The following is a 13,543-nucleotide window of genomic DNA, read 5'->3' as shown; positions in this document are numbered from 1 at the left end:
ACGCTCGCATTATGTCGGGGTGATCTTCTGATCGCCGCCGGTCTTCTGACCGGGTAGGGGGCGCAGCGGGCGGTTGGGATGGCTGGGTAAAGCACACCGCCCGCCGCTAGCCTCGGTCATCACTCCGTGGCTGACCCGGAGATTGGGCCCTAAAGGTAAAGAATGCGTTGCGCCCGCAACGCGCGCTCGCCCTACATGAAGGTCATCGGATCGATGTCGATCTGCACCTTGAGGTCGCCCTTGGGCCGTTCGGCGCCGGCGAGCCAGAAGCGCATATAGCCCGACAGGTCGAAATCCTTGCCCGATTGCGCCAGGAGCCGCACCCGATGCCGGCCGCGGATCATGGCGATGGGCGCATCGGCCGGACCATAGAGCCGTACCCCTTCCGCCATCGGCGCCGCCGACAGGAGATGCCGCGCATAGGTCATGGCCGTCTGCTGTTCATTGGCCGAGATGATCAGCGCCGCCAGCCGCCCGAATGGCGGCATGCCGCCGGCCTCGCGTGCCAGCAATTCCTGGGCATAGAAGGCTTCGCGGTCCCCGCTCACCATGGCCTTCATCACCGGATGGTCGGGATGATAGGTCTGCAGGAACGCCTTGCCATGCCGGCTGGCGCGCCCTGCCCGCCCCGCCACCTGGGTCAGGATTTGAAAGGTCTTTTCGGCCGCGCGCGGATCGCCATGCGCCAGGCCTAGATCGGCATCGAGCACGCCCACCACCGAGAGCTTTTCGAAATGGTGGCCCTTGGACACCAATTGCGTGCCGATGATCAGGTCGTATTCGCCCCGTTCGATCTCGCCGAAGCGCTCGCGCAATTGGGCATGGCTGCCCATGTCGGTGGAGAGCAGCACCCGCCGCGCATCGGGAAAGCGCGCCGCCGCTTCCTCGGCCACCCGCTCCACGCCCGGCCCCACGGCAACCAGGCTCTCGGCTTCCCCGCATTCCCCGCACACCTTGGGCGTGCGCATCTCGTGCCCGCAATGATGGCACATCAAGACGCCGCGGAACCGATGCTCCACCATCCAGGCCGAGCAATCGGGACATTGATATTGATGCCCGCAGGAGCGGCACAAGGTCAGCGGCGCATAGCCGCGCCGGTTGAGGAACAAGAGCGCCTGCTCGCCCCGGTCCAGGGCCGCGAAGATTTCCCGCGCCAGAGCTGGGGCGATCCATTCGCCTTTTTCCGGCCCGTCCACCCGCATGTCGATGGCGGTGACGTCGGGCATGGCCGCTTCGGCGAAACGGCTTTCCAGCCGCACATGGCCATAGCGCCCCACATTGGCATTGTTGCGCGATTCCACCGAGGGCGTGGCCGAGGACAGGATCACCCGCGCCCTGGCCAGGTTGGCCCGCACGATGGCCATGTCGCGCGCGTGATAGGTGAAGCCGTCCGATTGCTTATAGGCTCCGTCATGCTCCTCATCGAGCACCAGGAGGCCCAGTTCGCGGAAGGGCAGGAACAGCGCCGAGCGCGCCCCCACCACGGCCCGCACCGTGCCGTCCAGCACACCGCGCCACACCTTGGCCCGCTGCGCCGGCGTCATGTCCGAATGCCATTCGGCCGGCCGGGCGCCGAATCTTTTGGTGAACCGGTCGATGAACGTATTGGTCAGCGCGATTTCCGGCAGCAGCACCAGGGCCTGCCGCCCGGCGCGCAGCGTATCGGCCACCGCCTCGAAGAACACTTCCGTCTTGCCGCCGCCCGTGACGCCGTCCAGCAGCGCCACCCCGAAATCGTTGACGTCCAGCGCCAGGATTTGCGCCAGGGCCCGCTGCTGCTCCGCATTGAGTTGCGCCGGATTGCCGTCCGGATCGGGCGGCAGCACCACGGGGGGCGGCGCGGTTTCGAGCTTTTCCAGCGCCCCGGCCCGTTCCAGCCCCTCGATCACCGAAGCCGACACGCCCGCCGCCCCCATCAGGGCGGGCCGGGGCCAGGCCATGTCGTCCATCAGCGTATCGAGCACCCGCAGCCGCGCCGGCGTCAGCTTTTCCGGTTCGTGCCCGGTGCGCCGATAGGCGATGACGGGCTTGGGCGCATCCAGCGCCTCGGGCGAACGCAGCACGCCGCGCAACACCTGCCCCGGCGCCGCCAGCGTATAACGCGCCACCCATTCCACCAGCGCCAGCAATTCCTCCGACAGCGCCGGCACCTCATAGGCATGGGCGATGTCGCGCAGACGATTATGGGCGATATTGTCCTTGGGCTCGCCCCAGACCACGCCCAGGATCAGCCGCGGTCCCAGCGGCACCGCCACGATCGAGCCGCGCGTGACCGTCATGCCTTCGGGCACGCGATAGGAATAGGGGCCGTCCACGGCCACCCCCACCATCACTGCCACGATGTCCGGACTGATCTGCATGATTATCCGTTCTGCTCGCATCCGCGCCGGACCATTGCAAGCGATTCCCTACCGCTTCCATCCTGACAGGACCTGTCAGCCTGTTCATCTAATGTTCTGTTTCTCGCATGGGAAGAGGAGGTTTCGATGAAACTGGAATATGGCCGCAACGAGAGGGGCGATCTGGTCGCCATTGCGCGCGAGGCCAGCCTCTATGACTGGCTGATCGGCCTCACCCGCCGCCGGGCCCATCCCCAGAGCCTGCCCCGGCATCTGCACACCGATCTGGGCCTGCCCCCGCCGTCCTGCCGCCAGGCCTGGCCCGACTGGCGCTAGGGATTGTTCACCCAATCGCGCTAAGCTGCCCGCATGACCGACAGCGCCTTTGCCACCGACGACTTCATCCGCGAGCGCATCGCCGCCTGGCTGCGCGATCTGGGCTCGGTCAAGCGCCTGGCGCCCAAGACGCTAGAAGCCTATGGCCGCGATCTCGGCCAGTTCATGAATTTCCTCGCCGGCCATATGGGCGGGCCGGTCGGCCTCGAATCACTGCGGCAATTGCGCGGCGCCGATATCCGCGCCTTCATGGCCCAGCGCCGCACGGAAAGCCTGGGCTCCCGCTCGCTGGCCCGCGTCCTCTCCGCCCTCAAGAGCTTTTTCGCCTTCCTCGAACGCGAAGGCATCCTGGCCAGCGAAGCGCTCAACGTCATCCGCACCCCCAAAGTGCCGCGCGCCCTGCCCAAGGCGCTGACGATCATCGAGGCGCGCCAGACCATTTCCAGCACCGACGAAGTGGAAGACCGGCCCTGGGTCGCCGCCCGCGACATGGCGGTGATCGCGCTCTGCTACGGCGCCGGCCTGCGTATTTCCGAAGCCCTGGCGCTGACCCGCGCCGATCTCGAGGCGGAAACCCTGCGCGTCACCGGCAAGGGCGGACGGGTCCGCATGGTGCCGCTGATCGCCCCGGTGCGGCAGGCCATCGACACCTATCTCGGCCTCTCCCCCTTCAAGCTCTGGCCCGAGGAGCCGCTGTTCCGCGGCGTGCGCGGCGGCGTGCTCTCGCCAAGGCTCATTCAATTGCGCATGCAGCAATTGCGCTCCGCCCTCGGCCTGCCGCCCTCGGCCACGCCCCATGCGCTGCGCCATTCCTTCGCCACCCATCTGCTGGGCCGGGGCGGCGACCTGCGCTCCATCCAGGAATTGCTGGGCCATGCCAGCCTCTCCACCACCCAGATCTATACCGCGGTCGATACCGAGCGGCTCCTCGAAAGCTACGCCAAGGCCCATCCCCGCGGCTAGCGCATCGCTGCACCCACGCAGAGCCATCGGCACCATCGCCCCCTCGCCCCTCCGGGGAGAGGGTCGGGGTGAGGGGAAAGCGTTTCCGCCTGCGGACAGGGATGGACGGATTTGCCCATATCGGCCTTTGAACCCGCGCCCTGACGCTCTATTGCTGGGCGCGAAAGAAGACGATCCATGGCCTCCCCCACCACCCAGCCCGCCCCGCCAGCCATCGACATGATCGGCTATGGCCTGGCCATTGGCGGCGCCGCCCTGTTCTCCACCAAGGGCATCTTCATCAAGCTCGCTTTCGCCGAGGGCGTCTCCACCGAGGCGACCCTGGCCTTGCGCATGCTGGTGGCCCTGCCGGTCTATCTCGTCATCCTGCTCGGCCTGCTCCGGCGCCATCCGGCCGCCATGGCCCTGCTGACACCGCGGCGCCTGTTCGCCTGCATGGCCGTCGGCGCGCTGGGCTATTACGTGTCGAGCTATCTCGATTTCGCCGGCCTGGCCTTCGTCTCCGCCCAATATGAGCGGCTGGTCCTGTTCACCTATCCCTTTTTCGTGTTGCTCTTCGGCGTCTGGTTCTTCGGCGACCGCATGAACTGGAAATTGCTGCCCGCCATGCTGATCACCTATGCGGGCCTCATGGTCATCTTCGCCTGGAACCTGGCGGTGCAGCCCGAAGGCCTGCTCATCGGCACGCTGCTGGTGCTGGGCTCGGCCCTGACCTTCGCCTTTTACCAGCACCTGGCGCGCCGGCAGATGCTGGTGGTCGGCGCCGGCCTCTTCACCTGTATCGGCATGTCCACCGCCGCCGTGCTGGCCATCGGACAGAGCCTCCTCGTCGATGGCCCGGCCACCTATGCCGGCTTCGACGCCCGGGTCTGGATGCTCGGCCTGATGCTGGGCATTTTCGGCACGGTCCTGCCCTCCTTCCTGCTCAATGCCGGCATTGCCCGCATCGGCGCCCGCGCCACCTCCTCCACCGCCTCGTTCGGGCCGATCGTCACAATTGTGCTCGCCGTCTTCATTCTCGGCGAAGATTTCACCCTCTTTCATGCCATCGGCACCGCCCTGGTCCTGTTCGGCTCCTCGCTTTTCGCGCGGATCGAAAACCGGGCGGCGGCGCGTGGAAAATAGTTTGCCGTTTCCGGCTGCCCCAATGCGGCTATAAAGGGAACGCAGGAATAGGACCGAGGGCCATGAGCCGCCGGGACGGAACCATCGTTCTGTCGGGCCGCATGCTGGCACCAACCAGGAGGGACACTTCATGCCGATCACCAATAAGCGCCTCACCGGCGCCGTCCTGACTCTGGCCTTGCTGTCAGGCCTGTCCGCGCCGGCCCTGGCCCAGGCCAGCGCCGCCGATATCGACTTCGGCGACGACAGTTCCGAATGGGCCAATGACGGCGAATGCGACGATCCGCGCTTCGAAGGCGCGGCCATGGCCGCCGAGCTCGAAGATGTCGACATTGCCCGCGACGCCACCGATTGCAAGACCGCCTTCGAGGCCGGCGAGATCACCCTGCGCGCACCCGCCGAGGCGACAGAAGCCGAAGCGGCTCCCGCCCCCACGCCGCAGCGCGAAGCCGAGATCGATTTCGGCGATGACAGCTCCGAATGGGCCAATGACGGGGAATGCGACGACCCGCGCTTCCAGGGCTCGGCCATGGCCACCACGCTCGAAGACGCCGATATCGGCCGCGACGCCACCGATTGCCGCACCGCCTTCGAGGCCGGCACCATCACCCTGGCCGACACCGGTGATGCCGATAGCGACGCCATCGATTTCGGCGACGACAGCAGCGAATGGGCCAATGACCAGGAATGCGACGATCCGCGCTTCGTCGGCCCGGGCATGGCCTCCAATCCCAGCGACAGCGATATCCGCCGCGATGCCACCGATTGCCGCAATGCCTATGAGGACGGCACCATCACCCTGGCCAGCGCGGATGCCCCGGCCGGCTCCAGCACCTCGACGGCCTGGCTGGCCGTGCTCGCCAATCGCATCGATTTCGGCGACGACAGCGGCGACTGGCCCAAGGACGGGGAATGCGACGATCCCGATTTCGTCGGCCCCGGCGCCGTGACCGATCCCTATGATGCCAATCGCCTGGGCGACGCCACCGATTGCCGCGCCGCCTTCATCGCCGGCACCGTCACCCTGCGCGCCCCCGACGGCACCAGTCCCGGCGGCTTCGATTACGGCAACGACACCTCGCGCTGGGCCAATGACGGCCAATGCGACGACATGCGCTTCACCGGCGCCGGCATGGCCAAGAAGCTCGATTACGACGACATGCGCGCCGACGCCACCGATTGCCGGACCCTCGAGGAAGCCGGCGAGATTTCGATCCGGCCGGTCTATACGCCCGATTACGTCCTGGGCGCGCCCTATGACAGCTCGGCCATCGATTTCGGCGACGATTCGTCCACCTATGCCAATGACAATCAGTGCGACGATCCGCGCTTCGAAGGCCCCGGCGTCGCCATGACCCTGCTCGAAAGCGATCGCCGCGCAGATGCCAGCGATTGCCGCGCCGCCTTCGAGGCCGGCACCATCACCCTGCGCGACGGCGAAAGCTGAGCCCGGCCACAGCGCCAAATGCAGAACGGCGGGGCCAGACCCCGCCGTTTCCCTATTCTTGAAGACCTCATGGTGAGCCTGTCGAACCACGAGGCCGGGAATGCCAAAATCCACCCCGCCATCGTCACCACCGGGCTTGTCCCGGTGGTCCATGCTCGCGGCAAGATGGATTGCCGGGACAAGCCCGGCAATGACGACAACGTCGAGCGTGAGCGGCCGCTGTTTCAGCCAATGGACTGAAGCGCTCTAAAGGCGTTTCAGCTCAAAAGCGAACTCACGCCGCGACCTTGCGATCCACCATCATCTTCTTGATCTGCGCGATGGCCTTGGCCGGGTTCAGCCCCTTGGGGCAGACCTGGGCGCAGTTCATGATCGTGTGGCAGCGATAGAGCTTGAACGGGTCTTCGAGATTGTCGAGCCGCTCGGGCTGGGTCTCGTCACGGCTGTCGATCAGCCAGCGATAGGCCTGCAGCAGGGCCGCCGGGCCCAGATATTTCTCGCCATTCCACCAATAGGACGGGCAGGAGGTCGAGCAGCAGGCGCACAGGATGCATTCATAGAGCCCGTCCAGCTTGGCGCGATTCTCCACCGATTGCGTCCATTCCTTTTCCGGCGTCGGCGAGGTGGTCTTGAGCCAGGGCTCGATGGCGCGGTGCTGGGCGTAGAAATTGGAGAGGTCCGGCACCAGGTCCTTGACCACCGGCATATGCGGCAGGGGATAGATCTTGATCGGCCCCGAGCTGTCATCCATGCCCTTGGTACAGGCCAGGGTATTGAGCCCGTTGATATTCATCGAGCAGGAGCCGCAAATGCCCTCGCGGCAGGAACGGCGCAGCGTCAGCGTCGGGTCGGTTCTGTTCTTGATATAGAGCAGCGCGTCCAGGATCATCGGGCCGCAATCGTCCAGGTCGACGAAATAGGTATCGATGCGCGGGTTGTCCGCCTTGTCCGGATCGTAGCGATAGATATGGAATTCGCGCAGGCGCGTCGCGCCCTCCGGCTTGGGCCAGGTCTTGCCCTTTTGCGGCTGATCGGCCTTGCGCAACGTCAGTTCGGCCATTTTCTCGCTCTTCCTTCTCAACAAGCCGGGGCCGGCTCAGGAATTTCGTCTCTTCATCCGGGTCATTCCCGCGCAGGCGGGAACCCCTGTTGTTCTTTGACCGGAGATTCCCTTTCGCAGGAATCACTCCGAATATCGTCGGCGCCGCCTAGTAATTCGGCTTGCACACCTGGTTCGACTTGGCGACATAGGCATTATAGGCCCGGAAATCCTCGGCCGCCGGCGATCCGCCCTTCATCGAGGCGATCACCACGCCCATGAAGCGCTCGTCGATCAGGCTCATCGCCGCATCGGCCTTGCAGCCACACAGGGCCGCATCCTGCGAAATGCCCATGCAGACCGAATAGAATTCATCCTTCTGCGCGGCGGTCGGGGCCGCCAGGACCGGCAGGCTGCTCAGTGCCAGCAGGGGCAGCGCCAGGAGAATTTTCCGCATCGTCGGCTCCGACTTTCCGTTCATCTTGCCTGTCCTGGCCGGGCGCCGCGCAGGGCGCCGGCCGGAAATCGTCATAGCTGCGCTCTTCGCACAGATGGCACAAATCAATAGACCCGCGCCTTGGGGGCGATCTTCTTGAGATCGATCCCGCCCTGGTCCTCTGGCGTCAGCGGCTCGGTGATCACCGGCCGATAGCCCAGCGTCACCGCCCCGCTCTCGACATCGACATGGGCCAGCGTATGCTTGCGCCATTCCACGTCGTCGCGATTGGGGAAATCCTCATGCGCATGGGCGCCGCGGCTTTCGTGCCGCGCCTCGGCCGACACCACCGTGGCGATGGCGCAGGTCATCAGGTTTTCGAGTTCCAGCGTTTCCACCAGGTCCGAATTCCAGATCAGCGAGCGGTCCGAAACCTTCACGTCCGGCAGGCGCTTGTAGATTTCGCTCATCGCGGCCACGCCCTGCTTCAGCGAGGCGTCGGTGCGGAACACCGCCGCATCCTTCTGCATGGTCTGCTGCATCTCGTCGCGCAGCTTGGCCGTCGGCTGGCTGCCATCGGCATGGCGCAACCGGTCGAAGCGGGCGAGGATTTTTTCGTCCTGCGCCTTGTTGATGCCGGGCACCGGCGCCGCCTTGTCCAGCACCTTGCCGGCGCGCAAGGCCGCCGCGCGGCCGAACACCACGAGGTCGGTCAGCGAATTCGAGCCCAGCCGGTTCGCCCCGTGGACCGAGGCACAGGCCGCTTCGCCCACCGCCATCAGGCCTGGTACGATGCGGTTGGGATCGTCCGCCGTCGGGTTCAGCACTTCGCCGTGATAATTGGCCGGGATGCCGCCCATATTGTAATGCACCGTCGGCAGCACCGGGATCGGCTCGCGCGTCAGGTCGACACCCGCGAAGATTTTGGCGCTCTCGGTAATGCCCGGCAGCCGCTCATGCAGCACCTTGGGATCGAGATGGTCGAGATGGAGGTAAATGTGGTCCTTCTTCGGACCCACGCCACGACCTTCACGGATTTCGAGCGTCATGCAGCGCGAGACCACGTCGCGGCTGGCCAGGTCCTTGGCATTGGGCGCATAGCGCTCCATGAAGCGCTCGCCTTCCGAATTGGTGAGATATCCGCCCTCGCCCCGCGCGCCTTCGGTGATCAGAACGCCCGCGCCATAAATGCCGGTCGGGTGGAATTGCACGAATTCCATATCCTGCAAGGGAAGCCCGGCCCGCGCCACCATGCCATTGCCGTCGCCGGTGCAGGTATGGGCCGAGGTGGCCGAGAAATAGGAGCGGCCATAGCCGCCAGTGGCCAAGACGACCAGCTTGGCGCGGAAGCGATGCAGCGTGCCGTCGTCCAGCTTCCAGGCGATCACGCCCTGGCAGGAGCCGTCATCGCCCATGATCAGGTCGAGCGCGAAATATTCGATGAAGAATTGCGCGTCATTGCGCAGCGATTGCCCATAGAGCGTGTGGAGGATCGCGTGCCCGGTGCGGTCGGCGGCGGCGCAGGTGCGCTGCACCGGCGGGCCGTCGCCGAATTCGGTCATGTGCCCGCCGAAAGGCCGCTGGTAGATCTTACCCTCGGTCGTGCGCGAAAAGGGCACGCCGTAATGCTCCAGCTCATAGATCGCCGCCGGGGCCTCGCGCGCCAGATATTCCATGGCGTCGTTGTCGCCCAGCCAGTCCGACCCCTTGACGGTGTCGTACATGTGCCATTGCCAGCTATCAGGGCCCATATTCTGCAGCGAGGCCGCGATGCCGCCCTGCGCCGCCACCGTATGCGAGCGCGTCGGGAACACCTTGGTGATGCAGGCGGTATTGAAACCCTGCTCGGCCATGCCGAGCGTGGCGCGCAGACCCGCGCCGCCGGCGCCGACCACCACCACGTCGAATTCGTGGTCGATCAATTCGTAAGCGGCCATGAGATCAACCCCAGAAGACGATTTTCGCGACGGCGCCGATACCGGCCAGCGCCACGACAAGACAGAAGAAAGTGTTGAGGCCCATCACCAGCCGATACATGCGGCCGGCGAAATAATCCTCGAGCGTATCGCGCATGCCATTGCGCATATGCACCGCCACGATGGCGATCAGCACCATCAGCGGCAGGCCCACGACCATATTGCCGATGACGGCCACGAGATCGGTCCGGTCCTGCCCGGCCAGCCGCACCACCAGGAACAGCAGGAGCCCCAGGAAGACGACATTGACCAGCCCGGTGACCCGCTGGGTGATGAAATGGCGCGTCGAGGCCGGGCCATTGCCGTAATGGCTGCGCGGATCGGCGATGATGGTCTTGGTGATCGGGGTTTCACGCATATCAGGCAGCCCACACGAAAACGGTCCAGATGAGGAGGGTGAGGATCACCGAGCCGGCCAGCGTCGCCCAGGCCAGGGCCTCGCGCTGCCCCGGCTCCATCATCACCGCGAAATCCCAGACCCAGTGGCGCAAGCCCCCCAGCATGTGATGCACCAGGCTCCAGGTGAAGCCGAACAGCGCCACCTGGCCCAGCCAGCTGCCATAGATGAAATTGACGGCGGTCAGCGCCTCCTGCCCCATCGCCGCCGCGACCAGCCAGATCGCGAACAGCGCCATGCCGGCATAATTGGCGATGCCGGTGGCGCGATGGAGGATCGACATGGCCATGGTGATGGTCCAGCGGTAGATCTGCAAATGCGGGGATGTGGGGCGGGCTCTGACAGACATGGGGCGATCCGGGGCCTCGGGCGCGACATGAGACCGCGCTCAGTTTGGAATGGTTCGAGGTTTCTAACGCCCAATCCGTCCGAAATCAAAGCCCCGAAACCGCCACGAATTGCAACTTTCGGCGCATTCCGCACTTTGTTCGCATAGCGCACGACCTGTTCGGATTGCGGCTTGCTGCGGGCGGAATGTTCGCCTTGGGCGCGCTTTCCTCACCCACGGCGTCGTTCCCGCGGCTCACCCACGGCGTCATTCTCGCCTCTTACCCACGGCGTCATTCCCGCGAAAGCGGGAACCTCTGTTTGCGACTGTATGAATAACGGAGGTCCCCGCTTTCGCGGGGATGACATCGTGAAAAGTCACGGACCAAGCGCCACGCCCCGGCCTTCCCCCTTCCCCCCGGCCCCGCCGCTCGCTATTGCACCGCCATGACCGAACGTATCACCATCATCGCCGCCGACACCCTGGCCAAGAACTGGGGCAGCCTCACCAATTTCACCCTGGATTACCGCCGCCGCGACGGCCAGGTGCAGCGCCTGCAGCGCGAGATTTACGACCATGGCAGCGCTGCGGCCATGCTGCTCTTCGATCCGGCCCGCGAGACGGTGCTGCTGGTCCGCCAGTTCCGCGTGCCCGTCCATCTCAATGGCGACGATCCCGACCTGCTCGAGGTCTGCGCCGGCCTGCTCGATGGCGAGGCCCCCGAAATCGCCGCCGCCCGCGAGGCGCTGGAGGAAACCGGGCACGCGCCCGTCTCCGTCACCCATGTCTGCAATTGCTATGCCAGCCCCGGCTCGCTGACCGAAAAAGTCAGCCTCTTTCTCGGCCATTACAATGCCGGCACCCTGCGCCATGCCGGCGGCGGCCTGGTCGAGGAGGGCGAAGAGATCGAGCTGGTCGAACTGCCCCTGGCCGAGGCCCTCGACATGATCGCCACCGGCCGCATCATCGACGCCAAGACCATCATCCTGCTCCAGCATCTGGCCCTCAGCCGCCGCTGAACGTTGCGCTTGACTCATTCATAGCTCGATAGCTATAAGTCAACCCATAGCCAAACAGCTATGGGTTTTCGCAATGCAATCCGCGCCCGATCTTCTGTTCCGCGCCCTGGCCGATCCCACGCGGCGCGCCCTGTTCGAACGGCTCTGCCGGGAGGGCGAGCACAGCGTGGGCGCGCTCACGGCCGGCTCGGGCGTTTCCCAGCCCGTCGTCTCCAAGCACCTGGCCGTGCTGCGGCGGGCCGGTCTCGTGCGCGATCGCCCCGCCGGCCGCCAGACCCATTATCGCGCCGATCTCGCGGCGCTCGCCCCGCTCGATGACTGGACCCAGGACATGCGCGCCTTCTGGGACCGGCGCCTGGACCAGCTCGACGACCTGCTCACAAGGATGGACCAATGAACTGGAACGCTTTCCTGCGCCAGAGCCACCGCTGGCTCTCGCTCGTCTTCACCCTCACCGTCATCGCCAATTTCGCGGCCATCTTCATGGGCCTTGCGGTGGAATGGCTCTATTACCTGCCCCTGCCGCCGCTCTTTCTTTTGATGTTCACCGGGCTTTATATGTTCTTCCGGCCCTATTTTTCACGCCGCCGCACAGCAGGTTGAGGCGCCTCATGGCAGAGAAGCAGCAAAAGGACGTCGTCCTGCTTTCGGGCGGCAATCCCCAGATCGCCAAGGGCGATGGCCCCGAAGTGGTGGAGCTTTATCTTTCCGCCATGCCCGGCTGGAAACAGGATATGGGCCGCCGCCTCGATGCCGTCATCACCGAGGCCGTCCCCGGCCTCTGCAAGATGGTGAAGTGGAACAGCCCCTTTTATGGCCATTCCTACAAGGACTGGTTCGTCTCCTTCCATTGCATGACCAGATATATCAAGGTCGCCTTCCCCTCCGGCGCCCTGATGGAGCCCCTGCCCCCCGGCACCTCCAAGCAGCCCAATGTCCGCTATCTCGACGTCTACGAGGACAAGGGCTTCGACCCCATCCAGTTCGCCGATTGGGTGAAGCAGGCCAGTCTCCTGCCGCCCGAGAAATTCTGAGGTCCCCATGCCCAAAGCCACAGCCCATCTCGACCAGTCCCAGGCACCCGCCATGATCGACCAGCGCATCGCCGAGCTGGGCGGCTGGCGCGGCGACATGCTGGCCCGCCTCCGCCGGCTGATCCTCTCGGCCGATCCGGACATCGTCGAGGAATTCAAGTGGAACCAGCCCGTCTGGTCGCGCGACGGCATCATCTGCACCGGCGAGGCCTATAAGGCCGCCATCAAGACCACCTTTCCCAAGGGCGCCGCGCTGCCCGACCCCGCCGGGCTGTTCAATTCCAGCCTCGAGGGCAATGCCCGCCGCGCCATCGATTTCCGCGAGGGCGAAAACATCGATGAGGCGGCCTTCGTCGCGCTGATCCGCGCCGCCATCGCCGCCAACAGCGCCGGGAAAGCCAAATGACCGACACCGACCTGCGCACCATGACCATCGAGCGCGACTTTGCCCACCAGCCCGAAAAGCTCTGGCGCGCCCTGACCCAGCCCCATCTCATCGCCGACTGGCTGATGCAGAACGATTTCGTGCCGGCCCTTGGCCACAAGTTCCAGCTGCGCGGCGAATGGGGCGGCGTGCTCGATTGCGAAGTGCGCGCCATCGAGCCCCAGCGCCGCCTCTCCTATACCTGGACCTTCGCCAATGACGACCCGGCCTATGCCCTCGACAGCGTCGTCACCTTCACCCTGACCCCCAGTGCGACCGGCACCCGCCTGCGCGTCGAGCAATCCGGCTTCCGCCCCGATCAGAAACAGGCCTATGGCGGCGCCCATGCCGGCTGGAAGGAATTTCTGGGCAAACTCGACACCCTCCTCACCAACCTCTGAACCGACGCCGCCGACAACGCGCTCCGGCACCCCACGCACCGCTCGTCACCCACCACTGCTCGTCATCCTCGGGCCGCCCCCACCCCACCGCGCGTCACCCTCGTCACCCCATTCGCCGCTCGTCACCCTCGGGCTCCACCCGAGGGCGTTCAAAGGGCTTGAGCCGATGCCATGATGCCTGTGTTCACCGGTCCTTGGGTCAGGCCCGAGAGCAACGCGGCGGGCGGAAAGGCCGGCAAGGAAGAACCCTCGGGTCGAGCAACCGTGGATGGTTAGGCG

General features: G+C 65.5%; 17 protein-coding genes. 11 read left to right on the top strand and 6 right to left on the bottom strand.

Going from position 1 to position 13,543, the window contains the following annotated elements; genetic code table 11:
* Nucleotides 1-191 precede the first annotated feature (191 nt).
* Nucleotides 192-2,360 (bottom strand): primosomal protein N', encoded by a 2,169-nt coding sequence (locus tag A3840_RS02660; RefSeq protein ID WP_067451445.1) that lies wholly within the window; start codon nt 2,358-2,360, stop codon nt 192-194.
* A 126-nt stretch (nt 2,361-2,486) separates the two neighbouring features.
* Between A3840_RS02660 and A3840_RS02655 the strand changes: the two genes are divergently transcribed.
* The 5 genes from A3840_RS02655 to A3840_RS19560 all read left to right on the top strand — a co-directional run bounded on the left by A3840_RS02655 (nt 2,487) and on the right by A3840_RS19560 (nt 6,450).
* Nucleotides 2,487-2,675 (top strand): hypothetical protein, encoded by a 189-nt coding sequence (locus tag A3840_RS02655; protein ID WP_067451441.1) that lies wholly within the window; start codon nt 2,487-2,489, stop codon nt 2,673-2,675.
* 33 nt (nt 2,676-2,708) lie between these two features.
* Entirely contained in the window at nt 2,709-3,638 is a 930-nt protein-coding gene (locus A3840_RS02650; protein WP_067451438.1) for a tyrosine recombinase XerC, read from the top strand.
* Between the two features lie 177 nt (nt 3,639-3,815).
* Nucleotides 3,816-4,763 carry a DMT family transporter gene (locus tag A3840_RS02645; RefSeq protein WP_067451435.1) on the top strand — a complete coding sequence of 316 codons (948 nt, stop codon included), beginning with the start codon at nt 3,816-3,818 and terminating at the stop codon, nt 4,761-4,763.
* 130 nt (nt 4,764-4,893) lie between these two features.
* Entirely contained in the window at nt 4,894-6,210 is a 1,317-nt protein-coding gene (locus tag A3840_RS19825) for a hypothetical protein (protein ID WP_205633329.1), read from the top strand.
* A gap of 69 nt (nt 6,211-6,279) precedes the next feature.
* Nucleotides 6,280-6,450 (top strand): hypothetical protein, encoded by a 171-nt coding sequence (locus A3840_RS19560; RefSeq protein WP_165603106.1) that lies wholly within the window; start codon nt 6,280-6,282, stop codon nt 6,448-6,450.
* A 34-nt stretch (nt 6,451-6,484) separates the two neighbouring features.
* On the opposite strand, the gene A3840_RS02635 is transcribed toward A3840_RS19560, so the two are convergent.
* From A3840_RS02635 to sdhC, 5 genes are all read right to left on the bottom strand, one after another.
* Nucleotides 6,485-7,270 (bottom strand): succinate dehydrogenase iron-sulfur subunit, encoded by a 786-nt coding sequence (locus tag A3840_RS02635; protein WP_067451432.1) that lies wholly within the window; start codon nt 7,268-7,270, stop codon nt 6,485-6,487.
* 148 nt (nt 7,271-7,418) lie between these two features.
* Nucleotides 7,419-7,730, bottom strand: coding sequence for a hypothetical protein (locus tag A3840_RS02630; protein ID WP_131798230.1), 312 nt, complete (start codon nt 7,728-7,730; stop codon nt 7,419-7,421).
* 80 nt (nt 7,731-7,810) lie between these two features.
* Nucleotides 7,811-9,622 (bottom strand): succinate dehydrogenase flavoprotein subunit, encoded by a 1,812-nt coding sequence (gene sdhA, locus A3840_RS02625; RefSeq protein WP_067451426.1) that lies wholly within the window; start codon nt 9,620-9,622, stop codon nt 7,811-7,813.
* Between the two features lie 4 nt (nt 9,623-9,626).
* The gene (sdhD, locus tag A3840_RS02620; protein ID WP_067451423.1) at nt 9,627-10,019 is read right to left on the bottom strand and encodes a succinate dehydrogenase, hydrophobic membrane anchor protein; all 393 of its coding nucleotides are present in this window, start codon (nt 10,017-10,019) and stop codon (nt 9,627-9,629) included.
* A gap of 1 nt (nt 10,020) precedes the next feature.
* Nucleotides 10,021-10,407, bottom strand: coding sequence for a succinate dehydrogenase, cytochrome b556 subunit (gene sdhC / locus A3840_RS02615; RefSeq protein ID WP_067451420.1), 387 nt, complete (start codon nt 10,405-10,407; stop codon nt 10,021-10,023).
* A 425-nt stretch (nt 10,408-10,832) separates the two neighbouring features.
* Between sdhC and A3840_RS02610 the strand changes: the two genes are divergently transcribed.
* The 6 genes from A3840_RS02610 to A3840_RS02585 all read left to right on the top strand — a co-directional run bounded on the left by A3840_RS02610 (nt 10,833) and on the right by A3840_RS02585 (nt 13,264).
* Nucleotides 10,833-11,405 carry an NUDIX domain-containing protein gene (locus A3840_RS02610; RefSeq protein ID WP_067451417.1) on the top strand — a complete coding sequence of 191 codons (573 nt, stop codon included), beginning with the start codon at nt 10,833-10,835 and terminating at the stop codon, nt 11,403-11,405.
* Between the two features lie 73 nt (nt 11,406-11,478).
* Nucleotides 11,479-11,802 carry an ArsR/SmtB family transcription factor gene (locus A3840_RS02605; RefSeq protein ID WP_067451415.1) on the top strand — a complete coding sequence of 108 codons (324 nt, stop codon included), beginning with the start codon at nt 11,479-11,481 and terminating at the stop codon, nt 11,800-11,802.
* Complete coding sequence (locus A3840_RS02600) at nt 11,799-12,008, top strand: hypothetical protein (RefSeq protein WP_067451412.1); 210 nt, start codon at nt 11,799-11,801, stop codon at nt 12,006-12,008. Before A3840_RS02605 ends, A3840_RS02600 begins: the two co-directional genes overlap by 4 nt.
* 8 nt (nt 12,009-12,016) lie before the next feature.
* Nucleotides 12,017-12,439: a DUF1801 domain-containing protein gene (locus tag A3840_RS02595; RefSeq protein WP_067451410.1), complete on the top strand. Its 423-nt coding sequence runs from the start codon at nt 12,017-12,019 to the stop codon at nt 12,437-12,439.
* Nucleotides 12,440-12,446: 7 nt separating this feature from the next.
* A complete protein-coding gene (locus A3840_RS02590) occupies nt 12,447-12,845 on the top strand; it encodes a DUF1801 domain-containing protein (protein ID WP_067451407.1) in 399 nt (132 codons plus the stop codon).
* The gene (locus A3840_RS02585) at nt 12,842-13,264 is read left to right on the top strand and encodes an SRPBCC family protein (protein WP_067451405.1); all 423 of its coding nucleotides are present in this window, start codon (nt 12,842-12,844) and stop codon (nt 13,262-13,264) included. The genes A3840_RS02590 and A3840_RS02585 overlap by 4 nt, the downstream gene beginning before the upstream one ends.
* Nucleotides 13,265-13,543: the final 279 nt, after the last annotated feature.

Origin of the sequence: Devosia elaeis, from assembly GCF_001650025.1 — a bacterium.
In the GTDB taxonomy this organism is placed as follows: Bacteria; Pseudomonadota; Alphaproteobacteria; order Rhizobiales; family Devosiaceae; genus Devosia; species Devosia elaeis.
Note: the sequence above shows the minus strand (reverse complement) of the source record. Positions and strands in the feature narration are given on the sequence as shown.